We start from the raw sequence: 26981 nt of genomic DNA, 5'->3' as shown, positions 1-26981 counted from the left end.
CCCCTTTTTTTACTAATAAAAACTAAATCTTACTCCCAAACAACTGGTAAAAATACAGTCATTTCGCTTTCTTTTTCATTATTTCTGTTAGACCATGCATAGTATGGTACAAATGTAGTATTGTACTTTTCCCATTGTGGCTTGTTTACTTTATGGTACATTTTATCTGTTTTAGCAGCGTCTTTACGTAATAAAACATTACCTGTTATAGCAGATACACCACCCAAAAAGTCTGGTCTATATTCTGATTTTAATTGAGACGCATCACCCTTAATAAAGACATCTAAAATACTAGTATCTTTTGGTAAATCTGCCGACTCTACACAGTATACAAGCGGACCTCTTTTTATTGCTACTTGGTTACGCACTTCTTCAATACGTTCATGGCCTTCAACAAAGTTTATGTCTAATGGCATTGCAATGCGTATAACATCATCTTTTTTCCACTCACGATTAATAGTAGTGAACTCACCTGCTTTTACAGTAACATCAGCATCTTTTCCGTTTACAAAAACTTTTGTGCCTTCTGCCCAATCAGGAATTCTAACAAGCATATCAAAAGGAGTGTTTTTACATTCTTGCATTGTTATTTTTACATCTCCATTCCAAGGGTAAGCGGTCTCTTGCTTCAATTCTATTTTAGAACCGTCTGTTAGTGTTGTTTTTAGTGTGTTGCCACCATAAAGGTTTACGGCAATACCATTTTTAGATTTACTATAAGCCCAGCCCGATACTTTTGCTATGGTACGTACCAGGTTTGGAGGACAACAAAAACAGTCTAAATAAGCTTGTCTTGTAGGGAACTCTGTGTTCATTTTATCATAGTCTCTAGAGCCATGAATTACTCTAAGTGGGTTGGCATAGTAATACCTGTCTCCCTCTAAATTAATACCAGACAATGCACTGTTGTACAATACGGTTTCCATAATATCTGCATATTTAGATTCTCCGTGTACGCCTAACATACGGTAGCTAAACATAGAGTTGCAAACATTTGCACAAGTTTCGTTATAGGCAGTCATATTAGGCATCATATATTCATCTATAAAACCTTCTTCTATTTTATCTCTGTTGGTTGATGCTCCATAGTGAGTTTGGCCTACAGCGCCAGTTACATACATTTTTTTAAGCGCAACATTCATCCATAATTTATCTAAAGCATCAATTAAGGCTTGCTCTCCTGTTTCTGCGTATACATCTGCTGCGCCTGCGTAGTAGTACAATGCTAAAACGGCGTGGCCAACTGCTTCATCAGACTTACGTAAAGGAGTACGTTCTTGTACCATATCCCCAATAGGATATCCTTTGGTTTCTGGTGTTTCTGCAACCTTGTAGGCACCCCTGTTGTTTATAAATTTTTCAGCCAATTCTAAATAACGCTTGTCTTTTGTAGTTCTGTACAGTTCTACCAAGCCCATAATTTGAGTTTGGTTAAATCCAAAACGACCGTAGCGTTCATCATCTGTCATAAATAAAGAGTATAACAAATCTGCGTGTTTAACGGCAATGTCTAGGAAGTTAGTCTGACCAGTAATTCTGTAATGAATACATGCACTTGTTAATAAATGTCCTGAATTGTACATTTCATGAAACTTTCTGTTTTCATACCTAGACCTATCTTCATTTAGCTGTATTTGAGTTTGTAGGTAGCCATCTTTTTCTTGCGCTTTTCCTATAATGTCTATATAGCTATCTATTTCTTTTAGTAAAGCTTCATCTTTGTTTTGCGCATAAACATACATTGTGGCTTCCATAAATTTATAAAAGTCACCATCATGCCAATGCATTCCTTTGTGCTCACCATCTTTTAAGCCGGCAGCAATTTTAAAGTTGTTAAGCGCGTGGCCAGTATCACCGGTTAATAAACTACGCATATAAGGAACCATTTTTGTTTCAGCAATTTTAAACTTATCAGCCCAAAAACCCTCTGTCCACTGACAGTCTCCCATATCTATACTTTTAAAAGCAACATGCGGACTATTAGCATTGTTAATAATGCCTGCATTAGGGTCTAGATTTAAAGCCAAATCTTTACTTTCTGTATTAGCAGTAATAACGGTATCATTAGTTTTTTCTTTTTGGCCGCACGAAGCAAGCACAAGTGCGCTAAATGCCAAAATTGTAATGTGTTTCATATATTAAGTTGAGTTATAGTTAGTTTTCTTTTTTTTTATATCCTTTACTTTCTTTTAAAGGGATGGCGTATTGTTCCATTTCTTTTTTAACCATTTCTGGAGTTCTGTAACGGTCCATACGGTCTATGTCATAATTTTCAAAAGATCTTTTAAGCATCCATAATGGACGTTGAAGGCTAGATTCCCATTCAAACATTTTTTTGAACATAGACTTTACCATTTCTGGATGTTTATATGCTATATTATTTTGCTCTGCAATGTCTGTAGATAAATTATACAACTCTGCAGGTCTATCTGCAAATCTTATTAATTTATAGTCACCTTCTCTATAAGCTAAGCGTACTTCTTTTTTCCAGAATAAAGTATTGTGTGGTCTGCTGTTGTTTTGTCCGTTAATGTACGGCAGTAAATCAACACCATCTATATCTTTTAAATCTGCAATATTGCCACCACCTGCTGCATAAAAAGTAGGGAGTAAATCTAGTGTGCTTACCGGATAATTGTATACAGTTTTAGACTTTATTTGTTTTGGCCAACTTATTAAAAAGGGAACTCTAATGCCGCCTTCTAAATGGTTAGATTTTGTGCCGCTTAGTGGTAAGTTTAATGATGCATTTTTATCTGTAGGTCCGCCATTGTCGTTAGAGAAAACAACAATTGTATTTTTGTCTAAACCAAGTTCCTTTAACTTGTTTAAAACAGTGCCACAAGCCCTATCTAAGGCTAAAGTCATAGCGGCTAATTCTTTTCGTTTTCCTGTTAAATTAGGAAATTTATCTAGGTCTTCTTTAGTTGCTTGCATTGGTGTGTGTACCGCATTAAAGGCTAAATAAATAAAAAAAGGATTGCCTTTATTTTTTTCAATAAATGAAACTGCTTCTTTGGCTAATGCATCTGTTACGTATTCTGTTGGTTCTTGGTAATTACCAAAGCCTCTTTCCATTCTGTTGTCTAAGTTTGCTTTAGAAACATCATTGTAACCAAAGTAATTACGGGCACCTCCTCTAAATCCGTAAAACTCATCAAAACCTCTTTTGGTAGGGTGGTAACGGTCTGCGTCACCCAAATGCCATTTGCCGTACATAGCAGTTTTATACCCTAGTTTTTTTAAATAATCTGCAATGGTTAATTGGTCTAAGGGTAAGCCCATATCATCTGCCAAAAATTTAGAGTTTGCACTCATATAACCTGGCACGTTTATTTCTTCATACCCAAAGCGTTGTTGGTATTTTCCTGTAATTAAGCCTGCTCTAGACGGCCCGCAAGTGGCGTCGGTTACATAGCCTTGTGTAAACTTTGCTCCAGATTTAGCTAGTTTATCTAAGTTAGGAGTCTTCATTATTTTACTGCCTTGAAAACCAAAATCTGCGTAACCAGCATCATCAGAAAACAAGAAAATGATATTTGGTTTTTCTTGTGCATTAAGGTTAATTGCTACTGTTAGTAGTAGAATAAAAATTAAATTTCTTTTCATCTCTTTGTGTATCATTGTTAAAAATGAGTGACTTGGAACAAATTAAATGAAAAATTGCTTATCGTGATTAATGCAAATTACCTAGGTATGGTATTATTTTAACCCTATTGTAGTATTTAAGGTTAATAATTGACTTGTATACACCAAGTATGTTATTCTTTTACTTCCATAAATTCTACAGGAGAACCGTTGTGTTTTATAAAAGCTACCCGTACACCTTCTCCAGGAGAAAAAGTATTAACTAAAATATCTTTGCCTTGTAAAGCATCTTCCATATTATCTACAAAATAAGCTACGTGTGGTACAGTACGCATTAGTTCTGGCATTGGACTATCAGCATCAAACTTTACCCATTCTATACTATACTCATCCTTGTTAAATTCTGTATAGTGTATTTTTCCAGGCTCGTAAAATCCGTCCCAGTTTTTATTTTCTGTGGTGGGTATGCCTATGTGACTAAATTTGTAATCCATAATTTTAAGTTTATTGTAATGGCTGAATAAGAAATTGAAAATTATACTCGCCAGATTTTAATGTGTATTTTGGTAATAAGTGAGATAGTGTGCCTCCTAAACCAGTTTGTGCATAGTCTATATTTAGTGTATAATAATTTTGTGGAGTAAGCTCATAAGGATGTTTTGCTTGTTCTATATTTTCTGATGAGTACGGCCAAACAGAAAAACTAAATTCTGACATTCCTATTATGGCTATTCCACTTTTTTTATTATTAGTTAATTTTAGCCAACGCGTTTCTGTTCTGTTACCGTTTTCTTGCGGCATTACATAATTGGTGAACATAGCATCTGTTTTGGTATGATATTCTCCAATTTCAGAATTACGTTTACGATCACTATAATTCTCATACGGGCCATTACCGTAATAACTAGTGTTTTTTAGTTGCTTACTAACACCCATTGTTAGCCCAATTCTAATAGGAGTTGGTAAAGATTTACTAGCTTGGGTGCTAAAAGAAATTAGCACAGTAGCATCATTATAAACTGTAAATGAGGTTTTAAAACTAAGTTTTTTACTTATGTATTGCTCAGATGTAATTTCAATAAATTTTTCGTGTTTTTTACTAATTGTAACTTTAGTTGTTTTAACACTGTCTATAATATTTTTCCAAAACTGTCTTCCTTTTTTAAGCACTTTGTTACTTGCTCCTCTAATATCGTTATCTATAGGAGGTCTGTAAAAATTTGGTTTTAAAGGAGAAATAACCTGTTCCTTACCCTCTGTTTTGTAAGATGCTAATTGTCCGTTTTCTTTAGATATTGACACAGAAAATTTTGTGCCTTTGACTGTAATTGTCTTATCGGTTTCTAAAGTAGTAATATGGTTATTAGAGCTTGATGTGTAAGTTGATGTAGCTTTTTTGGTTTTTATATTAAGCTGTTCTTTTGCTATTAAATAACCTTTTTTTGCCCACAAACGATCTGTTTTTTCGTGTGCTGATAAACGTAGCCAATAATCTGAATTACTTTTTAGATTATTGCTTTTAAAAGGGATTGTAACTATGGCAGATGAAGAAGCTGTTATATCTTGACTATCAAGCTCTCCAGATTCTAACTCTTTACCGTTTTCAAAAACACTCCATTTAATGGTGTACTTATCTAAGTTGGTTGTGGAAAACCTATTTATAATTCGTACTTTTTTCTTTGCTAAATCTACAGCTTCAAAAGCCACTGGCTGAAAAACATATTTTGCCTCCCACGCGTGTGGGTTTGGAGTTCTGTCTGAAGCAAAAACACCGTTAATGCAGAAATTGTGGTCGTTGGGCACATCACCAAAGTCGCCACCATAAGCATAAAAGATATTGCCATTTGGGTCTTTTTTCTCTAACCCTTGGTCTACCATATCCCAAATAAAACTACCAATTAAATTTGGTTTAGCTCTTATAATATCCCAAAACTCACCTAAGCCACCCATAGAGTTTCCCATAGCGTGCATATACTCACACATTACAATTGGTCTGTTAATATGTGGGCTATTGGCTAAATTTATTAATTGCTCGTGATCTGGATACATTCTGCTTATAACATCTACATACGCTGGGTCTGTTGGGTTGGCCATACTAGGCCAATTGTTAGAGGTAAAGCCTGCGTTTTCTATATAGGCAGGGTTGTTTGGGTCTCCTTGTGCGCCTTCATAATGTATAAATCTAGAGCTGTCATAATCTTTTATCCAAGCAGCGGCAGCTGCAAAAGCAGGGCCAGTACCAGACTCGTTTCCTAAAGACCAAGATATAATACTTGGGTTGTTTTTATCGCGTTCTACCATACGGTAAACCCTACTTAAAATAGGTGCTGTCCATGACGGTGTTTGTGGTATGTAACTACCTAGGTGGTGCGTTTCTATATTAGCCTCACTCATAACATAAATACCATACTCGTTACAAAGTTCTATAAAATATGGGTCGTTTGGATAGTGAGATGTACGTACAGCATTAAAGTTATATTGTTTTATTAGCGCTACATCTTTGCGTAAATCTTCACGTGTTAATGCTTTACCTCTTGTTGGGTGGTGGTCGTGCCTATTAACACCCATAAGTTTTACAACTTTTCCGTTAATTAACAGTTCATTTTTTTTACTAAACTCAACTTTTCTAAAGCCTATTTTCTGACTCCTAGATTCTACTATCTTTCCGTTAGGGTCTTTTACATTTAAAACTACGGTGTATAAATACGGATTTTCTGCAGACCATTTGTTTGGCATTCTAATATTTGCCTCTAATAAGCCAAATTTTGTGATATCTCTTGCGGGCCACCTTTCATTAAAAACAGTACTAACAGGTACAGAAATTTCTTTGTCTAAGACTTCTTTTTTATCAGCATTAAATAACATTGCTGTTATAGTCCAGTTTTGTAAATTGGTTTTATTTTCTTTTATCCAAACCTTGGGTCTAATTTGCAATTTTGCATCCTCAATATTGGCATCAAACTTAGTTTTAATATAAAAGTCGTTAATTGCTATTTTGGGTTGTGCTAATAGTAATACCTCACGGTGAATACCACTTAAACGCCACATATCTTGATCTTCTAAATAACTACCGTCACTCCACCTAAACACTTGTACTGCAACTCTATTTGTAGTATTAGGATTTATATAAGCAGATATATCAAACTCAGCAGCTAAACGACTGTCTTGACTGTAACCTACTTTTTTGCCATTTACCCAAACATAAAAAGCAGAAGATACACCTCCAAAATGAAGAATTACAGATTGATTTTTCCATTCTTCAGGAATTTTAAAATCTCTATAATAGCTACCTACAGGGTTATCTCTATATATTTTAGGTGGAATTGGAGGTTGTGGACCTCGCCATCCGTACTTTAAATTTGGGTCTTGTATATTGGGAGTAAAAGGATACGTAATATTTGTGTATATGGGTTGCCCGTGACCTTGTAACTCCCAATTAGATGGTACAGGAATGTTTGCAAAGTCTTCACCTTTAAAATTGGCAGCATAAAAATCTGTTGGTCTATCTGTAGATTTAGCAGTGTATTTAAACTTCCAAATGCCATTTAAAGACTTTACTCTTGCTTTGTTTCTGTCGCCTTCTAATGCGTCTGTTGAGTTTTTGTAAGAGTAACTGGCAACGCGTGCTTCCATTTTGTTAACCTCATAAATATGCTCGTTTTCCCAGTTGTTTTGAGCACTAGCAAATTTGCTTAATAAAACAAGCAAAAACAATAGCGTTAAATTGGTTTTCATAAAATGATTATTCTTGTAGTAAGCTAACTTTAAAACTTCCTTTATTTATTTTTCCGTTTTCTCTGGTAACATAATAACCGTAACCAGGAATTGTTTGTCCGTTTTTTATTTTTTGGTCTACGTTACCTACGTTAACAATTACAGTTGTTCCATTAGAAAATTTTGTGCGTTGTACTTTAAAATCCTTGCTTAAATACTCGTGACTCTCCAATTCAGCATAAAATGTTTCTTTATGTATTGGGCTTACTAATTTGTTAGCCATTTTAATCATATCTGCCATGCCATTAAACTCATACGGAGCAAAGAAAATAGTTGTTCCTCTACCAAAAAGTATGCTGCGTAATGACTTAATTCTAAAATCACCATTATTAGTAACCTCATTGTCAGGATCTTGTATTTTTCCAAAAACTGCAATAGCATCATGGTATACAAGACTAAAAAGTGGGGCTTTTTTAGAAATAGTAGAAAGCGGAGGATTGCCAAGGTATGTCAAGCCTTCAAACATATCAAAATACGGAATCCAAGCTTCTTGTCCGTGTTCTGTGCCGTTTACAAGGTTTAAGGAGTCTAGATATTTGGCTAACGCAATACGGCCTTCTTTGCCTTGTTCTCTGTAGGCAGCAAACGTAATATCTGTAATATCTGCCTTAAGGTTTAATGTTTTTATTTCTTCTTCAAGATGTTTTTTAGCTAAGCCTAATTGGTACTTAGCATCTACACGTCCCCATCTACTATTTGTTTTTTCTAGTTTTCCATTTTCATTTTTCCACATAAACTCAGTTGAAAAATCTGGATCGTTCTCTAACAAAGCAGAGTAGGAGTGGTATGATGAGTATAAATAACCATATTTATTAGTTAGGTCTACAGCTTCTCTAAGTTTTTTAACGCCACCAAGTTCTTCGCTTATTGGCCAATTGTTAGGTACGTAGTTAGAGAAAGTTCCCCAAGCGTGAATAAAAGCATTGTCTACTTTTAAGGTGTCGTGTATTGTAGTAATCATATCTTTTAAATCATTAAAAGTAAAAGCCATTCCTGGCATATTTACATAATGAGGATAACCACCGTAAATACCAAAGTAGATAGAACCCGGTAGTTTATCTACATCTGGGTTTCTTGCTAGTTTATCTTTTAAAGAAACAAAATGACCACGTTTTTTAGCTTCTTTTCTGTATTCTTTAGCCATATCTACATAGTCTCCTTTTGGGATAAAAGAATATGATATACCTCCAATTGTTTGGTTGGGTGTTGATATGTCCCATACAGGATCTAAAAACTGTACTCTTTGGTAGGTAGACATTTTACCTTCTGCATTAAATAAGTACTGACCGTTATTATTAATATTAAAAAATAGTTTTGGTCTTACGTCTTTATCAATAATGCCAACTACTGCAGATTTTTTATTGTACGTTCCCCACCAAGGCATAGATAAGCCAGTACCGTTATTAAAAAGCTCTAATGTGCCAATAGATTTGTTGTTGTAGGTAGTGTCATCCCATTTGCAAAAACGACCACCATTCATAGGAAAAATATAAGAAGGACAAATAATACCTTGTTTTTGTGGTATTACAGCTGCACCTATATCTTGGTCGGTTTTTAAACTGAAGTAACGAGATGGATACCTTAGACTTAGTAGTTTGTGGTTGCTAGATGTGTAGCTTATAATTTCTACTCTTAATTTAGATGTTTTGGTGTCTAAACTTAATTTAGTTTGTAGTGTAACACCTTTAGCTATTGAGCCATCTTTAAAAGTAGGGTTGCTAAATGTTATTACAACAGTATTTTTACCTTTTTTAGTAAGTTCTATATTTTTACTGTTAGATATGTTTACTGTCTGCTTAGTTTTTTTGCTATCTACAAGTGTTAGTAAACCAGCAGCATTTTCCCAAGGATCTGGATTCCATACTTGACCAGATGTTTTTTCAGTTACAGTAAAATTACCAGTTTTGTTTTCTACTGTTACTTTTATCTTGCTATCTTCTAATGTTATAGTTTTCTGAGCAAAAGAAGTGCTACAAAATAGTAATGTTAGTATACAAAGTGCCGTAATTTTTTTTATCATTTCCATAATCTGTCCTTGTAAATTAATAATTATATGTAGGCTTTAATTTCTTCTTTAATGCTTTTAAAATGATCTGTTAAGCCGTTAAAGTCGTTATTTTTAATAAGTTTTTTGTCTAATAGAGAGCTACCCATACCAACCCCAGTAGCACCAGCAGCAAAAAAAGATTTTATATTGTCTTTTGATACTCCACCAGTTGGTAATAGTTTAATATTATTAAGCGGCGCTAATACGTCTTTTATATAAGTTGGGCCTAATTGCGTAGCAGGAAATATTTTAACGGCAGAAGCACCCAAAGACCAAGCTTTGTAAACTTCAGTTGGAGTAAAAGCACCAGGGAAAATAGGAATTTTGTCTGCTACTGCTTTTTTTATTACTTCTTCATTTATTATTGGTGTTACTATAAACTGAGAGCCAGCTGCAACTGCTGTATTGTAATCTTCTATTGTGCAAACAGTACCAGCGCCAACATTTAAATCAGAAAAATTAGATTGTATTCTTGCAATAATATCTGCTGCACCAGCAGTATTCATTGTTATTTCTATAGTAGACAAACCAGCTGTAACATACGCTTTTGCGATACCTACAACCGTCTCTAAAGGTAAGCCTCTTACAATACCTACAATTGGTGCTTTGTTATGTAGTTCCCAGTTAAAGGGCTTTGTTGTTTTCATACTGTAATAAAATTTTCTTTTGACCTAACAACAGAGCATTCTCTAATACTTTATCATCTAAGAGAATTAATTGTTTTGGATTAATTATTTGTTTTAACGCTAACTTGTATAGACTAAAAACCGGATCTGGAGCAACTAAAAATATGTTTTCTGTAGTCTGCTCTAAGTAACTAATTTCATCACCAATTAAAAGTCCGCTTAAAAAAAAGTAGTTTTCTTCTTTTGTTTTGGTTTGAAGTAAATCTTTAGCTCTAATTGAAAATAAACTTGCACTTAATTGTCCTTGCAGTCCAAGTGAAACGCCTTCTAAAAAAGGTTTTTCTAATAATGTTGATGAGGTAGTGCTAACCGAATTAACTAAAATGCTTTTTTTAGAAAGTACCTCAAATAATTCACCAGTCATATAATTTTTTAGATCTGTATAAATTCCGTTATCATAAGTTAGGTGTTTGCTGTGTGTACCAGGTAATAATAGAAATCCTTTTTTATACGGTTTTAGTTCTTGTTCTAACCCTACTGCTTGTATTTCTTCGCCACGCATCATTCCAGAATTAGTTTTTGCGCCAGAAATTAAAAGTATTTCTATGTTATTATTAAAGACTAAATGTTTCCAAATTAAATTATTTCCGCAGGTGTTAAGTGGAAAGTCTGCATAATTAAGCTCAAACAAACCAATATTTGCAGATGCCATACCTGCAGCAACAATTATATGTTTTTGGTGCTCTTTAGGCAAGCTAGATATCTGTTCTTTTAAGTAGTCTGCAAAAAAATGAGTTTGTTCTTTTTCTCTTTGCTTTAAAAAATTTTCATAAAGCAATTTTATGCCGCAATCTGTTTTGTGTTCTGCTAAAATTGTTAATGTAGTTGTTTCTACAACTCGTAATCTAAAGTTAGAAGTTCCCCAATCGCAGCTAATAAAGTAATTTGGTAGTGCCATTTAGTTTAGGGCTTTTGAAACTCTCTTTTTAATTAAATAATCATCTAATGCATATGTAGAGCAGTCTACACCAATTCCGCTATTTTTTACACCACCATGAGGCAAGTAAATATCGTACTTTACTCCGTTTAATTGCACTTCTCCAAACTCTAGCTTATCAGAAAAATATTGAAGAGTTTCTTCGTTTTTAGAAAACACATAAGAGGCCAAACCTGCATTTGTATTGTTTGCGTATTCTATAACTTCCTCTTTAGTAGAAAAAGGAACAATAGTAGCTACTGGCCCAAAAATTTCTTCTTGTAAAATTGGAGCTTTAGGGTTATTTAGGCTTATTACAGTAGGTTCAAAATAATATCCAGGTTGATCTAACGCATTTCCTCCAAATTCTATTTTTCCGCCTTCTGCTACTGCTTGTTTTAGTATGCGTTGTACTTTTTCTACAGATTGTTTGTTGGTTAGTGGTCCCATTTCTGGTTTGTTTTCTTTTCCAAAACCAATAGTTGTATTTTTAAATTTTTCAACCATACCTTCTGTAAACTCTTTAAGAACAGAAGTGTGTATGTAAAACCTGTTTGGAGCTACGCATATTTGCCCTGTGTTTCCAACCTTTAATGCAGCGCCAATATTTATGGCTAATTCTAAGTCTGCATCATCAAAAACAATAAAAGGAGCATTGCCGCCACACTCCATACTGTACCTTTTTATAGATGTTTTACTGCTTTGCTCTATTAATTTTTGAGCAGTTTCTGTGGAGCCAATCATTGTTATTAAACGTGGAATTTTGCTTTCACATAATGGAATACCTACATCAGATACATCACCACAGATAACAGTTACTACACCTTTAGGAAAGTTTATTTCATGACAAATTTCTCCTATAATATATGCTGATAAAGGAGAGAATTCTGATGGTTTTAGAATAATACTGCATCCCGCAGCTAATGCTGGGCCAAGTTTAAAACCTAAATTTAGTAAAGGAAAGTTATAAGCTAAAAAAGCAACGGTTACACCTAAAGGTTGAGAAACAATTTTATGCTGGTGTGTGCCTTCTTTGTCTTCTATTTCTATATCGTGACGTTTTGTAATTTCCTTAGAGTAATATTCAAGTGAATTTGTAATGCTTGTAAGGTCTTCTTCGCTGCCTTCCCAAGTTTTTCCCATTTCATGCATTATACTACTGCGCAGTAAGTCGCTTTTTTCTAGTATTTTACTCCTTAGTTTATCTATCCAGTTTAAACGTTCTTTTATGGGTAAGTTAGACCAATGTTTAAAACCTTCTTCAGCAGTTTTTAAAGCATATTCTGTATCTTCTTTACTGGCCCATGCTAGGTTAGCAACAGCTTTTTCATCAGCAGGACATATTACATCAAAAGACGCTCCATTAGAAGCATCTCTTAACTCGCCATTTATATACAGTTTTTTGTTACCGAATTTCAATTCTTTTTTCATTGTAATGTGTTTCTTTATCAAGGTACTTTTCCAATTCGTCCATATTTACATCTACACCTAAACCAGGAGTGTTAGGAACGCATAATAGTCCGTTATTAATAGTAAGGTCGCATTTAGTGACAATATCTCTTAGGGCATTTTCAGACCTGTCTAATTCCATTGTTGGCAAGTCATTATACATTCTACCTGGATTTTTATCTAGGTTGCCAACAAAATGTGCGGCCGCGCTAATAGCAATCCAAGTGCCCCATGAATGTGGTACAATGTCTTTGTTAAAAGCCTGTGCTAGTGCAGCAATTCTTTTTGCTTCGGTTAAGCCTCCAGAAGCACAAATATCTGGTTGAGCAATATCTACACAGTTATTTTCTAGCAATCTTTTAAAACCAAATTTTAGGTATTCGCACTCGCCACCCGCAATAGGAATTGATGTGTTTTCACGTAGTTTTTTATACCCTTCATAATCTTCAGGTGAAACAGGTTCTTCAAACCATGAAATGTTATATTTTTCTACTTTTCTGCACAGTTCTATTGCTTCTTGGTAACTGTATGCGTGGTTTGCATCAATCATTAATTTAATGTCGTCTCCAATAGCTTTACGTATAGCGGCAACATATTTTACGTCTTCCTTTATGCTTAAGCCAACTTTCATTTTTATTGCCTTAAAACCTTGAGATTTGTATAGTTTAGCTTCAGAAATCAGCACTTTTTCTAAATCGTCTACACGTGTAAAATATAAGCCTGTAGCATAAGGTTGTATGGTGGGATTTTTTAAACCGCCTAATAAAACAGATACCGATTTATTTAATAATTTACCTTTAATGTCCCACAAGGCAACATCAATAGCACTTAGAGCAGCCTGTAAACTTCCGCTTCTGGCATAGTCCATAGACCTTCTGTACATTTCTTGCCACAGAACTTCGTTTTCAATTGCTTTTTTTCCTATGATAAAAGGTTTAAAAAACTCTATACCAGCTTTAATTACACCAGCAGGGCCATAGCCTTCTCCCCAGCCGTAAGTTCCGTCTTCTAAAGTAATTTTAACAAGACATATTTTTCTGGTATTGTATTGCCATTGTGAAAAATAAAAGGGTGTATCCAACTCGTGGCTAATTACGTAAGGTTCTATGTTTTTTATTTTCATACCAAAGTGGATTTTTTAGTGCCTAAAAGCTTGTAAAACAATTAGGGTTGTATTTTTATAATTATGGTTGTTGTTGTGTATTTAATAATTAGCGTACCCTAAAATGCATATTGCAGTGATAAGTATTGCTAGTCCGCCCATTAATATTCTAAACGGACCGTTAGCATTGTTCCATTCGCCAGCTCTGTATGCCCAAAAATTACTTATTATAAGCGCTAAGCCTAATAAAATTGGCCATCCAATAACTGGTCCTAAATCTCCCATTAATGCTGCTCCTTGTCCGTATACACCAAGTGCGGCAAACCAGAATATGCCAGTTACTACAGCCCACATATAGGCTTTTTTGCTGTTATTAACTTTAAAAGAGCTCCAAGTGTTGTTTTTTATCAATCTAAAAATGGCATAACCGCCATTCATTGCAAAGGCGCCAATTAAAACAACAACCCATGAAGCCAAACTTGCATTTTGTGTGCTAACATCATAATTCTCTACAGCTATTTTTGCTACAGGAGCAGCATTAGAAAAACCAACGTTTAAAAAAGCAGATAATACACCAGATGCAACTGCAATTAACACACCTAATTTTATAGATTTATTTGTAGCATTGCTATTACTACTTTTAAGCTTGTCTCTTTTTACACCAGCAACAGCAGTAATGGCTACACCCACTAAAAGTAATAGCACACCCACCAAAATTATAGGGAAAGATGGTTGAGAAAAAGCACCTTCTATTTGAAATAGAGGAATAATACAACCCATTGAAGCAGCAAGTCCCATTACAATACCGTATGTAATTGATATTCCTGTTTTTTCTACACTTACGCCAAAAAGGATACCTCCAATTCCCCATAAAAAGCCATACAGAGCAGCAGTCCAAAATGTGTTAGAGTCTGTTGCAGCTATAACACCGCACAGATCTGGAATTACAATAAAAGCCCATATTACAGGTACCGCTATCATTGCAACAAAAGATTGAATTAGCCACCAAGCTTCCCACTTTAATGGTGCTATATATTTCATTCCTAGGCCAAAAGTGCCCTGAAAAAAACTTGCAAATATTACTAGGATAATAGCTAATGAATATGTGTTCATTTCTAGAGTGGTTTTTTGTGTTAGTTGATGTTAGTAATGAAGAGTTATGAATTTACTTTTCATTTATATATCACAAAGAAACCTTAATATAGAACGTGATTATTGAAGAATTTTACCTTAGAGCAGCATTATTTTACCCTATAAGCACAAAATTGACAATTGCATTAGTCTCTTAAAAATGTGTAAGCTAAAAAAACCATTACTCCTCCAGATAAAGAAACGATAGCGGTTAGTAAACTAAATGATTTTAGAAGTTTTGGTACAGAAACATTATGTATTTCCTTAAACAACCAAAAGAAACTACTATTTACGTGTATAATTCCTAAAGATCCTGCGCAAATTGCGGCGGTTGTAAATGTAGGATCTAGTGTGCCATTGCTAATTAATGGAGCAACTATAGATGCAGTAGTTATTAGTGAAACTGTAATGGAGCCAGTTACAGTTGTAAAAAGCATACTAAGTAAAAATGGCACAATTATACCCATTGAAGAAATAGAGTCTGTGTTTGAGAAAAGAGAGCTAACAATACCAGTGTCTTTTATAACCTGACCAAACGCACCACCCGTCCCAGTAATTAAAATAACAATAGCTGTTTTAGCGCCAGCAGTATTAAAATAACTATTTAATTTACTTGAAAAATCTTTTTTGTCAAGTAGTGGTAATGCAAATAAAATGCCAATTAGCAATGCCCATATAGGGTTTTTAATAAAAGCTATAATTGCATTTTCCTCTTTTATAATTGCACCTACAGACATTAAAATAAGAGGAGTAAGTAAGGCGGCAAAAGGTAAGATTTTTTTGTATCCTCCTAATTTTCTGTTTTCTGTTTTTTGTAGTTTGTTGGTGTCAATTGTGTTAGTGGTTTGTAGTTTGTTTTTGTTCACTTTAAGCCAAACCAAGCAGCCAATTATAGCAGCAATTGCAACAACTATATTAAGTGGTATAATTTTTCCTACGCTAATATTAAAAGCAGATGCTACTGCTAGGGGTCCAGGTGTAGGAGGTATTAATGCGTGGGCTACAGTTAAACTTATAGCTAATGATAAGCCTAATACCAAAATTGAATGGCCAGATTTTTTAGATAGTACGTGTAGTGTGGGTAAAAGTGTAAGGTAGGCAACATCCATAAAAACAGGTATTCCAATTAAAAAGCCTATTATAGCCATACTTAATGGTAGGTATTTTGTGCCAAAGAGGGCTATAATACTATCTGCAATTAAATCAGATCCTCCAGTGTTGGATAAAATCTCCCCAAGCAAAGCGCCAAATAGTATGATAAGGCCAATCCATTTTAAAGTGTTTCCAAAACCATTTAATAAACTTTCTGTTACGGTTGTAACTGTCCCGCCAGTGGCTAAACCAAGTATAAGTCCAAAAACTAATAAGGTAGGTATAGGATGAACTTTAAAAACAGTAACAGCTACAATTAATAAGGCAATACAAACGGTTAATGTAATTAAAGCAAGCATAGTTTGGTGTGGTTGTTATAGATAAAAGACAAATATAGCGGCAACGGACAAATAGTTATATGACATTTTTAACTGTTAGTAGCATTATACTACCTAATTAAATAATAGAGGTTATTTTTTTATTGTATTTCTCCATATATTCAGAAGGTGTTACTTTCATTAATGCTTTAAATTGTCTGTTAAAATTTGTAAGCGTATTAAATCCGGATTGGTAACAAACTGTAGAAATTTGCATTTCTCCTTCTATTAAAAGTTTGCAGGCGTGTCTTAATCTAATTTCATTAAGGTATTGCGTAAAAGATTTATGGGTTCTTTTTTTAAAGTATCTACAAAAAGCATTTGGAGTCATAAAAGCTATAGAGGCTACTTCTTCTAATTCTATTTTTTTGTCAAAATTTTCAGTTAAAAATAAAATTACTCTTGCCATACGGTCTTTTTCGTTTTTGTTGTATGTGTTTGTTATAACCTCTGAGCATAAAGGTTTATAGTTTTCACTTACAGATAAAATGTCTAAAATTTTTAACAAGCCAATTATTCTAGATAAGCCTTTGTTACCCACTAAACCTAGTATGTGGTTATGAGCTAAGTATGTTGCAGCCTTAGAAAATTGAAGTCCCATATTGGCTTTTTTAAAAAGAACTTGTAGTTTTTTTGCCTCTGCCAAATCTAAAAAGTCTGAACCTAAAAAATCATTTTCAAACTTAATTACTATGAGGTTTACCGCTTCGTCTTCTAGTTTATCTGCGTAATATTCTTTATGGTTTTTAAACAGGTGTGGAACATTGCTTCCAATTAAATACAATTCCCCTGGTGCAAAATTTCCTATAGAGTTACCAACATAACGAGTGCCTGTGCTTTTTATAAAATAGATAAGCTCTAGTTCCTTATGAAAATGCCAATTTTGCTCAATACATGGCATTCTATCTTGGCGAGCTAGGAAAGAGTTTTCAGGCCTTTTCTCTGTTTGTTTGTATGTTAACTTCATAGCAGTTTAATTTAATTTCATAATAAAAAAATAAGTTTTTATTTCTGAAGTGGTTATAAATATAAAAAATTAACCTGATATATGTTAATTATTACTTTTTTAGGTAAAATAGTGCTAATGGGTGTTCTGTTGTTGGTGTAGTGTAAGCAGTATTATAAAGAGTAGTTGCTTTTTTAGGCAAAATAATAGTGTAGTTTGGTGTGCTAATTTTGGTGCTATGCTGTTCACTTGATTAAAAAATTGTAAATTTCGCCTAGAATTTAGTTTTTATGCAAAGAGCAGCTTTATTTCTTATGATATTTCTTTGCGTTTCTTGCGATTTTTTTGATTCTAGAGCCGAAAAAACTCAGAAGATTATTAAGCAAGAAATGGAGGGTATTAATTGGAATGCTATAGATCAATTTCCTTTGTTTGAAGGGTGTGACGAACTTGCTTCAAAAGAAGTGCAAAAAGAGTGTTTTGAAGAAATGTTGTTGTTGCATTACTCAGAAATATTAGGGGACTTTGAGTTTGTTTTAGATAGAGCTATAAAAGATACAATACGTATAGATGTGTTAATAGATAGCAAAGGAGAAATTTCTGTTTTAGATATAGAGCAAGATTCTGTTATTACAAATCAAATACCAGGGTTTAACGGTATTATTTCTCGTGGTATTAAAAGCTTGCCTAAATTAAAACCAGCTTTAAAAAGAGGAATACCTGTGCGTGCTAAATTTAGAATTCCTTTAGTAATAAATACCAAATAAAAATTAGTGGCTAAAGAAAGAATTATATTGGGGGTAGATCCTGGTACTACTATTATGGGCTTTGGCCTTATAAAAGTGGTAGGTAAAAAAATGGAATTTTTGCAAATGAACGAACTTTTATTGCAGAAGTATAATGACCCTTACACCAAACTTAAACTTATTTTTGAGCGCACTATAGAGCTTATAGATACGTATCACCCAGATGAAATGGCTTTAGAAGCGCCTTTTTATGGTAAAAATGTACAGTCTATGTTAAAATTAGGCCGTGCGCAAGGTGTTGCTATGGCTGCTGGTTTATCTAGGCAACTAGTAATTACTGAGTATATGCCTAAAAAAATTAAAATGGCAATTACGGGTAATGGTAATGCAAGTAAAGAGCAAGTAGCTGGGATGTTAAAAAGTACTTTAGGGTTAAAAGAATTGCCTAAAAACTTAGATGCTACAGATGGTTTGGCTGCTGCAGTGTGTCATTTTTACAATAGCGGAAAATTAGAAACAGGTAAAAGTTACTCTGGTTGGGATTCTTTTGTAAAGCAAAACCAAAATAGGGTAAAAAAATAAAGAAATGGCAGGTATTTATATACACATTCCTTTTTGTAAACAGGCTTGTCATTATTGCGATTTTCATTTTTCTACCTCTATGGGGAAAAAGGAAGAAATGCTACAGGCTATTTCTAAGGAGCTTGTTTTGCGTAAAAACGAGTTTAAGCAAACCAGTGTAGAAACCATTTATTTTGGTGGAGGTACGCCTTCTGTTTTAAATGCCAATGAAATAAATAGGCTTATAAAAACAGTTTACGAAAATTACAATGTTGTTAAAAATCCAGAGATAACTTTGGAGGCTAATCCAGATGATTTATCTACTTTAAAAATAGAACAACTTGCAGCATCAAAGGTAAACAGACTTAGTATTGGAGTGCAGTCTTTTTTTGAAGACGATTTAAAACTGATGAATAGGGCGCACAATGCTAAAGAGGCTGAAAGTTGTATTGCTTTGGCAACCAAATACTTTTCAGACATAACAATAGATTTAATTTACGGTATTCCAGGAATGAGCAATGATAAATGGATGCAAAACATACACAAAGCTTTATCTTTTGGTTTGCCACATATTTCTAGTTATGCACTTACAGTAGAGCCAAAAACTGCTTTAGAAAAATTTATTAAAAAAGGAGAAATAGCTCCTGTAAAAGATAGTGTTGCTCAAGAGCATCATAAAATTCTGGTAAAAGAATTGGCTAAAGAGGGTTTTGTAAATTATGAGTTTTCTAACTTTGGAAAACCAGATTTTTTTTCTAAAAATAATACCGCATATTGGTTGGGTAAAAAATATATTGGTGTTGGGCCATCTGCACATTCTTTTAATGGGGAAAGCAGGAGTTGGAATGTGAATAATAACCCTAAATACATAAAAGCATTAGCGCAAAATAAGCTGCCACAAGAGATAGAAGAATTGTCTGTAGTGGATAGGTATAATGAATATGTTATGACCGGTTTAAGAACTATTTGGGGTGTTTCACTACAAAAGGTACAGGAAGATTTTGGATTAAAATATGTGACTTATTTAGAAAAAGAGGCAAATAAAAAAATTGAAAAAGGTCTGTTGCAACTTAAAAATAATACACTTTTAGTAACAGCAAAAGGTAAATTTTTAAGTGATGGTATAGCAGCAGATTTGTTTATTGTTAACTTATAAATTAATATAGAAAGAGATTCATGAAGGCAGTTATTACAGTAAGAACAAAAAAATATTCAATAAATTTAAATGATGCATTAGATATTTCTATGCCTTTAAAAGGGGATAAGTCTAATGTAAATGCTTGGTATGTTGGTGCGCCAGTTATAGAGCCACATACAGATGGTGATTTTGTTGGTTTGGTAAGTGAGGGTTCATCTGTAAACTTTAATAATATAAGTTTTAATCCGCATGCACACGGTACGCATACAGAGTGTGTGGGGCATATTACAGAGAAATTTGTGTCTGTAAATCAAAAATTAAAACAATTTTTCTTTTTGGCAGAAGTAATTACCATTGCACCAGAAAAAATAGGAGACGATTTTGTTATTTCTAAAAAGCAATTGCAATATGCTTTAGGTAAAAAAAAGAGAGAGGCTGTTGCTATACGAACAATTCCTAATTTAGAAGATAAAATAGGAGCGCAATATTCCAATACCAATCCACCTTACTTGTTAGAGGAGGGAGCTATTTTTTTAAGAGAAAAAGGAGTAGAGCACTTGCTAATAGATTTGCCATCTGTTGATAAGGAAAAAGATGATGGTAAGTTAGTTTCTCACAAGGCATTTTGGAATTTTGAAGGTAAAATTAGAGAAAATGCCACTATAACAGAATTTATATATGTTGCTAATACTATTGAAGATGGCACATATTTTTTAAATTTGCAAGTAGCTCCTTTTGAGAATGATGCAAGTCCTAGTAGGCCTGTTTTGTATAAAATTGAAGAGTAAAATAGTATTAAATAGTGCTGTTTTGTAACGTATAAAATAAATAATGGATAGTTTAATAGAGGTTTTTTTAGGGTTAATTTTAGGGGCTATACTTATGTATTGGGTGTATTCCTTTTTTAGAACTAAAAAGACCAAAGAAGTTACACATACACAGTCTACTGTTTTATTAGAAAAAATAAAAAGGGTTTGTAAATTAATATCTGTAGAAGGAGATTTTGCAGAAGTATACCAATACCACAATACCAAAGAGCATTTTATGAGTTTGGTAAGTAGTAAAAAAAAGGCATTAGTAATTATAAACGCTAAAGTGCAAATTGGGTATGATCTAAAAAAAATTCTTTTAAATGCAGATGATAGTAAAAAGAGAATTATACTCAAGAATTTTCCAGAGCCAGAGGTGTTGTCAGTTTCTCCTGAGCTTCAGTTTTATGATATTAAAAACGGATTATTTAATTCGTTTTCTCCAGAGGATTTAACTAATGTGAATAAAGAAGCAAAGGAGCATATTTTAGAGAAAATACCTGTAAGTGGTTTAATGGATACGGCCCGTAAAGAAGCGTTAGAGGCAATACTTTTAATAGAGTCTATTGTAGAAACTATTGGGTGGACGTTAGATTATTCTGCGTTAAAAATTGAAAATAAACAAGAAGTAAAGCAAATAGAAAAAGAAATAAATAAATAGTGTTTTATGAGCGTAAATAATTTTGAATCAGCATTTGTGCATAACGTATATTTTTGGTTAAAAAATCCAGATAGCGAAGATGATAGGAAAGCTTTTGTAACATCATTACGTAAGTTTTTAAATGCTTCTAAATATGCAAGTACTAATTTTATAGGTACACCACCAGCAGCTACTAGAGATGTGGTAGATGGTAGTTTTACGTTTAGCTTATTGGTTTCGTTTACATCGGCAGAAAATCAACAAAAATACCAAGATGAAGAGGCACACTTAACTTTTATAGAAGAATCTGCTCGCTTATGGGATAAGGTTATTGTATATGATTCTACAACAGTTTAATCTTGCTGTGTATGAATGTAGAAGAGGTTAGGGCATATTGCATTTTAAAAAAAGGAATTACAGAAGAGTTTCCTTTTGATGAGCATACTTTGGTATTTAAGGTTTTGGGTAAAATGTTTGCCTTGTTACCGTTAGAGCGCTTGCCACCCCAAATTAATTTAAAGTGTAACCCAGAGTTGTCATTAAAACTTAGAGAAAAGTATGATGGTGATATTGCACCAGGTTTTCATATGAATAAAAAACACTGGAATACAATACTAATAGAACGTATTTCTCCTAGTTTACTAAAAGAATTAATAGATCATTCATACAATTTAGTAGTATCTAAACTTACCAAAAAACAACAAACAGAGTTAGCTAAGCTAAAGGAATAATATTTTTTTAGTTGCATAATATATTACGCATCACTACATTATTTTTATGAAAGAACTTATTGCATTTTACAAACAAAATATTACTAACTATAAAGAAGAATCTGCTAAGGTTAAATCTAAATTACTGCTGTCTAGTTTGTTAAGGTTGGCGGTATTTTTATTAGCTGGTTTTGGTGTTTATTTTTTTATAGGAAACACCAAAGCAGTAATGGCGGTTATTTTATTGGCTATAGTGTTGTTTGTGTTTTTAGTGTCTAGACATTCAGATTTGCAATATGTGTATCATAAATTTATAGCACTTATAAAAATTAATGAAATTGAGATTGATGTTTTGCATCGTAAATTTCATAATCTTCCAGATGGAGAGGAATTTGCAGATCCACTTCATTTTTATAGTCAAGATATAGATTTGTTTGGTAAAGGTTCTTTTTACCAATACAGTAATAGAACTGCTTTGGAGCAAGGTAGTGAAGAGTTGGCTAATCAATTTACGGCAAATGATATAGATAATATAGCGCAAAAACAAAACGCTGTAAAGGAGTTAGCTTCTAAGCCTAAATGGAGGCAAGAATTTGCGGCTATTGCTACGCTTGTAAAAGCAGAAGTGTCATACAAAACAATTGTTTCTTGGATGCAGAAACACACAGCGTTTATTCCTTCTTTTATGAGGTTTGTGCCTACTGTGTTTACGGTAATTACGGTGTTGTTTTTTGTCTTATATTTTTTGGGTTTTATTTCTGGTTTTTTTGTAGCAGGTTGGTTTTTTATAGGTTTACTTGTTACAGGTACATATTTTAAAAAGGTAAGCAAACTGGCTGCAGATATGGGGAAAATACAAAGTACTTTTCAGCAATATCAAAAACTTATTGTGGCTATAGAAGATGTAGAGTTTACATCAGACTTATTAAAAGAAAAAAGAGCAGTTGTTGTTACAGATGGTAAAAAAACGTCTGCTGTTTTACATGAGTTTTCAAGAATTTTAGGAGCCTTAGATCAGCGTAATAATATGATTTTTGGTTTCTTAGGAAATGGTTTTTTGTTGTGGGATGTTCATCAATCTTATAAAATAGAGAACTGGATAAAGCTATACGGACATTTGGTACAAGATTGGTTTAGTGTTATAGCTTTTTTTGATGCGTATAACAGCTTAGGTAATTTTGCGTTTAATAATCCAAGTTATGTGTACCCTACAATTGCTGCTAAAGGTAAAGTGCTACAGGTTAAAAATGCGGCACATCCATTATTAGATCCTGCAAAAAGTATAAAAAATGATATCACTATTAATAATGCGGAGTTTTTTATAGTAACAGGAGCAAATATGGCAGGTAAAAGTACTTTTTTGCGTACTGTGTCATTGCAAATTGTTATGGCAAATATGGGCTTACCAGTTTGTGGTACTTCGGCAGAATATTCGCCAATAAAATTAATAACAAGTATGCGTACAACAGACTCACTTACAGATGATGAGTCCTATTTTTTTTCTGAGTTAAAACGATTAAAGTTTATTGTTGATGAAATACAAAACGATCGTTATTTTATAGTTTTGGATGAAATTTTAAAAGGAACAAATAGTACAGATAAAGCTATTGGTTCTCGTAAATTTGTAGAGAAATTAGTGGCGTCTCAATCTACCGGAATTATTGCTACACACGATTTAAGTTTGTGTAAAGCAGCAGATGAGTTGCCAGGTGTAAAAAATCATTATTTTGATGCAGAAATTATAAATAATGAACTACATTTTGACTATAAGTTTAAAGATGGTATTTGTAAAAATATGAATGCATCATTCCTACTTAAAAAAATGCAAATAGTAGATTAAAAGTAAACCCTAACAAAAGGCATTAATGCATCTGCGTAAATGCTTTTTTCGTCATCATACAAAACATCATAACGTATGCCAAAAGTTACATTTTGGTTACTGTATCCTATACCTAAAAACAAGGCAGAATTCCAGTAATTATCTTCTATAGTGCTGCCATTTATGCCAAAATCACGGTTTATTCGCATTTGTTCAAACTCCGCAGATAGTTGTATAGCAGGTACAATATTAAATAACGTTAATGCGCTAGCGCCATACGCGGTAAGTTTATAGTCTCCAAATTTAGAGTAATTAAAATTTAAGCCTGTGCCAACAGCAAACATTGGGTTAACCTGGTAAATAGCACTAGGGGAAACACTAGCGTTAAAGCTGTCGTTTCCAAATCCAATGCCTAAACCACCTCCAAATTGTACTTTTTCCCAAAAGTTACTATAGCTTGTGCTAACCTGTGCAATTGTGGTATTAGAGGCAAAAGCTGTTATCAAGATACTTATAATCAATAATTTTGAAAGGAAATGCTTGTTTTTTCTCATTCTTGTTATTTTTTTACATTATTACGCACTAAGATATGCTTATAAAAGCTAAAAGTTGTATTTTTGAATAAATTTTGTTCACAAGACAGAGAAGAATTTCAATGGATAAATATTCGTTTTTAAACGCAGCGCATACATCATTTTTTGCGACTTTATATGATAAATACTTAATTAGCCCTGACAGTGTAGAGCCTAGCTGGCGTGCCTTTTTTCAAGGTTTTGACTTTGGTCAAGAAACAGCACTAGAAGAGTTTTCTGAAAACGGACCGGCAATAGAAGCTGCAATGCCACAGTCTTTACAGAAAGAATTTAAAGTAATTAAGTTAATTGATGGGTACAGAAGCAGAGGACACTTGTTCACTAAAACAAACCCAGTTCGCGAAAGAAGAAAATACTCACCAACTTTAGAGTTAGACAATTTTGGGTTGTCTAATGAAGATTTAAATACAGTTTTTACTGCAGGAGAAATCCTAGGTATTGGAGCTGTTTCTTTAGAGGAAATTATAAAACATCTTAAAAGCATATATTGTGACGCTATTGGCGTTGAGTATATGTACATACGTAAGCCAGAAAGAGTAGAGTGGATTCAAAATTGGTTAAACGTAAATGACAATCATCCTAAGTTTAACGCAGACAGAAAAAAACATATTCTTAAAAAACTTAATCAGGCAGTTTCTTTTGAGAGTTTTTTACATACAAAATATGTTGGTCAAAAACGTTTTTCTATAGAGGGTAATGAGTCTTTAATTCCTGCTTTAGATGCCGTTGTAGAGCGTGCAGCAGAAATGGGAGTAGAGCAGTTTGTAATGGGTATGGCTCACCGTGGTAGACTAAACGTGCTTACCAATATTTTTGGTAAAGCAGCTAAGGATATTTTTAGTGAGTTTGATGGTAAAGATTACGAGCAAGAAATTTTTGATGGCGATGTTAAGTATCACTTAGGATGGACATCTGAGCGTAAAGCTAGTAACGGAAATAAAATAAAAATGAATATTGCACCAAATCCATCTCACTTAGAGACTGTTGGTGCGGTAGTAGAAGGTATTGCTAGAGCTAAACAAGATGCTCACTTCCCTGAGGATTTTTCAAAAGTATTACCAATTGTTGTGCACGGAGATGCTGCTATTGCAGGTCAAGGTTTAGTGTATGAGGTTGTACAAATGGCAAACTTAGATGGGTATAAAACAAATGGTACTATACATATTGTAGTAAACAACCAAATTGGTTTTACAACAAACTATTTAGATGCTAGGTCATCTACCTATTGTACAGATGTTGCTAAAGTAACTTTAAGTCCGGTATTACACGTAAATGCAGATGATGCAGAAGCTGTAGTACACGCTTCTTTATTTGCATTGGAGTACAGAATGCGTTTTAATAGAGATGTATTTATAGATTTATTAGGTTATAGAAAATATGGGCATAATGAAGGTGATGAGCCTCGTTTTACACAGCCTAAACTATATAAAGCAATATCTAAACACAATAACTCAAGAGATATTTATGCAGAGCGTTTACTTGCAGAAGGAGTTATAGAAAAAGGATTTGTAAAAGAATTAGAAAATGAATACAAAGCTTCTTTAGAAGAAGAGTTAGAAGATTCTAGAAAAGAAGATAAAACAGTTATTACGCCTTTTATGGCAGATGAGTGGAGTGGTTTTGCATCTGTTAGAGAATGGGAGATGATGGAGGCTGTAGATACTACTTATGATAAAGACAAATTAACAGAAATTGCTAAGGTGATAACAGAATTACCTAGCGATAAAAAGTTTTTGCGTAAAGTTGAAAAGTTAGTTAAGGATCGTAAAAAAATGTTCTTTGAAACTAACAAATTAGACTGGGCAATGGGTGAACTTTTAGCTTACGGTACGTTGTTACAAGAGGGCTTTGGTGTTCGTATGTCTGGGCAAGATGTAGAAAGAGGAACTTTTTCTCACCGTCATGCAGTTATGAAGGTTGAAGAAAGTGAAGAAGAAATAATATTATTAAACCACTTGTCTGAGGAACAAGCCAGATTTCAAATTTACAATTCATTGTTGTCTGAATATGGTGTTGTTGGTTTTGATTATGGTTACGCTATGGCTAGCCCAAAAACACTTACTATTTGGGAAGCTCAATTTGGAGACTTTAGTAATGGAGCTCAAATTATGTTAGATCAGTACATTTCTGCTGCCGAAGATAAATGGAAGCTTCAAAACGGATTGGTGATGTTGTTACCACACGGTTATGAAGGTCAGGGTGCAGAGCATTCTTCTGCACGTATGGAAAGGTACTTGCAATTGTGTGCAAGAGATAATATGTACATTGCAGATGTTTCTACACCTGCACAAATGTTTCATATTCTGCGTAGACAAATGAAAGTTAATTTTAGAAAACCTTTAGTAATATTTACTCCTAAAAGTTTATTAAGACATCCAAAGGCGGTATCTACAATTGATGAGCTTGCTAACGGAACTTTTCAGGAGGTTTTAGATGATACTACAGCAGATGTTAGTAAAGTTAAATCTCTAGTATTCTGTACTGGTAAGTTTTACTATGACTTGCTTGCCGAAAAAGAGGAGCAAAACAGAGAAGATGTTGCTTTGGTAAGAGTAGAACAATTATTTCCGTTGCCAACAGAAAAAATAACAGAAATTATTGGTAGGTATACTAATGCAGATGATATTGTATGGGCACAAGAAGAACCAAGAAATATGGGAGCTTGGAGTCATATCATGATGCATTATAAAGATGCCAATAAATTAAGAGTAGCGTCTAGACGTTTTTATGCCTCACCAGCAGCTGGTAGTGCAGTACGTTCTAAGCGCAGACACCAACAAGTAATAGATTATGTCTTTGATAAAACCAAAGACAATATGACAAAAAGATAAACACAATAACACATCAAATAAAGTAG

Annotated in this window: 22 protein-coding genes; 9 read left to right on the top strand and 13 right to left on the bottom strand. The window is 33.6% G+C overall.

From position 1 onward, the window contains the following. Positions 1 to 29: 29 nt before the first annotated feature. The 12 genes from KLA_RS02205 to KLA_RS02150 all read right to left on the bottom strand — a co-directional run bounded on the left by KLA_RS02205 (position 30) and on the right by KLA_RS02150 (position 17129). Complete coding sequence (locus tag KLA_RS02205; protein ID WP_034643278.1) at positions 30 to 2135, bottom strand: glycoside hydrolase family 127 protein; 2106 nt, start codon at positions 2133 to 2135, stop codon at positions 30 to 32. A 19-nt stretch (positions 2136 to 2154) separates the two neighbouring features. Next, positions 2155 to 3609 carry a sulfatase gene (locus tag KLA_RS02200; RefSeq protein ID WP_034643276.1) on the bottom strand — a complete coding sequence of 485 codons (1455 nt, stop codon included), beginning with the start codon at positions 3607 to 3609 and terminating at the stop codon, positions 2155 to 2157. Between the two features lie 152 nt (positions 3610 to 3761). Continuing rightward, positions 3762 to 4082, bottom strand: a complete 321-nt coding sequence (locus KLA_RS02195; RefSeq protein WP_034643274.1) for a hypothetical protein — start codon at positions 4080 to 4082, stop codon at positions 3762 to 3764. Between the two features lie 10 nt (positions 4083 to 4092). Continuing rightward, positions 4093 to 7323 (bottom strand): glycoside hydrolase family 2 TIM barrel-domain containing protein, encoded by a 3231-nt coding sequence (locus tag KLA_RS02190; protein ID WP_034643271.1) that lies wholly within the window; start codon positions 7321 to 7323, stop codon positions 4093 to 4095. A gap of 7 nt (positions 7324 to 7330) precedes the next feature. Next, positions 7331 to 9388 carry a DUF5696 domain-containing protein gene (locus KLA_RS02185; protein WP_034643268.1) on the bottom strand — a complete coding sequence of 686 codons (2058 nt, stop codon included), beginning with the start codon at positions 9386 to 9388 and terminating at the stop codon, positions 7331 to 7333. Positions 9389 to 9411: 23 nt separating this feature from the next. Then, positions 9412 to 10056, bottom strand: a complete 645-nt coding sequence (locus KLA_RS02180; protein ID WP_034643265.1) for a bifunctional 4-hydroxy-2-oxoglutarate aldolase/2-dehydro-3-deoxy-phosphogluconate aldolase — start codon at positions 10054 to 10056, stop codon at positions 9412 to 9414. Then, on the bottom strand, positions 10034 to 10993 hold the full coding sequence (locus tag KLA_RS02175; RefSeq protein WP_034643262.1) for a 2-dehydro-3-deoxygalactonokinase: 960 nt from the start codon (positions 10991 to 10993) through the stop codon (positions 10034 to 10036). The genes KLA_RS02180 and KLA_RS02175 overlap by 23 nt, the downstream gene beginning before the upstream one ends. Beyond that, positions 10994 to 12442 (bottom strand): aldehyde dehydrogenase family protein, encoded by a 1449-nt coding sequence (locus KLA_RS02170; protein WP_034643259.1) that lies wholly within the window; start codon positions 12440 to 12442, stop codon positions 10994 to 10996. Continuing rightward, positions 12417 to 13583, bottom strand: coding sequence for a mandelate racemase/muconate lactonizing enzyme family protein (locus KLA_RS02165; RefSeq protein ID WP_034643257.1), 1167 nt, complete (start codon positions 13581 to 13583; stop codon positions 12417 to 12419). Before KLA_RS02165 ends, KLA_RS02170 begins: the two co-directional genes overlap by 26 nt. A gap of 81 nt (positions 13584 to 13664) precedes the next feature. Next, a complete protein-coding gene (locus KLA_RS02160) occupies positions 13665 to 14675 on the bottom strand; it encodes an L-rhamnose/proton symporter RhaT (RefSeq protein WP_034643255.1) in 1011 nt (336 codons plus the stop codon). Positions 14676 to 14839: 164 nt separating this feature from the next. After that, positions 14840 to 16144, bottom strand: coding sequence for a GntP family permease (locus tag KLA_RS02155; RefSeq protein WP_034643252.1), 1305 nt, complete (start codon positions 16142 to 16144; stop codon positions 14840 to 14842). A gap of 97 nt (positions 16145 to 16241) precedes the next feature. Beyond that, positions 16242 to 17129 carry an AraC family transcriptional regulator gene (locus KLA_RS02150; RefSeq protein ID WP_013621378.1) on the bottom strand — a complete coding sequence of 296 codons (888 nt, stop codon included), beginning with the start codon at positions 17127 to 17129 and terminating at the stop codon, positions 16242 to 16244. Positions 17130 to 17422: 293 nt separating this feature from the next. On the opposite strand from KLA_RS02150, the gene KLA_RS02145 reads away from it, so the two are divergent. Genes KLA_RS02145 through KLA_RS02110 form a run of 8 tightly spaced genes read left to right on the top strand, consistent with a single transcriptional unit; the run spans position 17423 to position 23552 of the window. Continuing rightward, positions 17423 to 17875: a hypothetical protein gene (locus tag KLA_RS02145; RefSeq protein WP_141103776.1), complete on the top strand. Its 453-nt coding sequence runs from the start codon at positions 17423 to 17425 to the stop codon at positions 17873 to 17875. Positions 17876 to 17881: 6 nt separating this feature from the next. After that, complete coding sequence (gene ruvC / locus KLA_RS02140; RefSeq protein WP_013621380.1) at positions 17882 to 18436, top strand: crossover junction endodeoxyribonuclease RuvC; 555 nt, start codon at positions 17882 to 17884, stop codon at positions 18434 to 18436. 4 nt (positions 18437 to 18440) lie between these two features. After that, positions 18441 to 19571 carry a radical SAM family heme chaperone HemW gene (gene hemW, locus KLA_RS02135; RefSeq protein ID WP_034643249.1) on the top strand — a complete coding sequence of 377 codons (1131 nt, stop codon included), beginning with the start codon at positions 18441 to 18443 and terminating at the stop codon, positions 19569 to 19571. A gap of 20 nt (positions 19572 to 19591) precedes the next feature. After that, complete coding sequence (locus KLA_RS02130) at positions 19592 to 20341, top strand: cyclase family protein (RefSeq protein WP_034643246.1); 750 nt, start codon at positions 19592 to 19594, stop codon at positions 20339 to 20341. A 43-nt stretch (positions 20342 to 20384) separates the two neighbouring features. Further along, positions 20385 to 21023 (top strand): DUF4230 domain-containing protein, encoded by a 639-nt coding sequence (locus KLA_RS02125; protein WP_013621383.1) that lies wholly within the window; start codon positions 20385 to 20387, stop codon positions 21021 to 21023. 6 nt (positions 21024 to 21029) lie between these two features. Further along, positions 21030 to 21359, top strand: coding sequence for a Dabb family protein (locus tag KLA_RS02120; protein ID WP_034643243.1), 330 nt, complete (start codon positions 21030 to 21032; stop codon positions 21357 to 21359). 11 nt (positions 21360 to 21370) lie between these two features. Then, complete coding sequence (locus KLA_RS02115; protein ID WP_034643241.1) at positions 21371 to 21733, top strand: MmcQ/YjbR family DNA-binding protein; 363 nt, start codon at positions 21371 to 21373, stop codon at positions 21731 to 21733. 46 nt (positions 21734 to 21779) lie between these two features. Then, on the top strand, positions 21780 to 23552 hold the full coding sequence (locus tag KLA_RS02110) for a MutS-related protein (protein WP_034643239.1): 1773 nt from the start codon (positions 21780 to 21782) through the stop codon (positions 23550 to 23552). Here KLA_RS02110 and KLA_RS02105 read toward each other — a convergent pair. Further along, positions 23549 to 24085: a hypothetical protein gene (locus KLA_RS02105; RefSeq protein WP_034643237.1), complete on the bottom strand. Its 537-nt coding sequence runs from the start codon at positions 24083 to 24085 to the stop codon at positions 23549 to 23551. The two genes, KLA_RS02110 and KLA_RS02105, sit on opposite strands and share 4 nt — an antisense overlap. A 101-nt stretch (positions 24086 to 24186) precedes the next feature. On the opposite strand from KLA_RS02105, the gene KLA_RS02100 reads away from it, so the two are divergent. Further along, positions 24187 to 26955, top strand: a complete 2769-nt coding sequence (locus KLA_RS02100) for a 2-oxoglutarate dehydrogenase E1 component (protein WP_034643236.1) — start codon at positions 24187 to 24189, stop codon at positions 26953 to 26955. The last annotated feature ends 26 nt before the right edge of the window (positions 26956 to 26981 follow it).

Origin of the sequence: Cellulophaga geojensis KL-A, assembly GCF_000568425.1 — a bacterium.
In the GTDB taxonomy this organism is placed as follows: Bacteria; Bacteroidota; Bacteroidia; order Flavobacteriales; family Flavobacteriaceae; genus Cellulophaga; species Cellulophaga lytica.
Note: the sequence above shows the minus strand (reverse complement) of the source record. Positions and strands in the feature narration are given on the sequence as shown.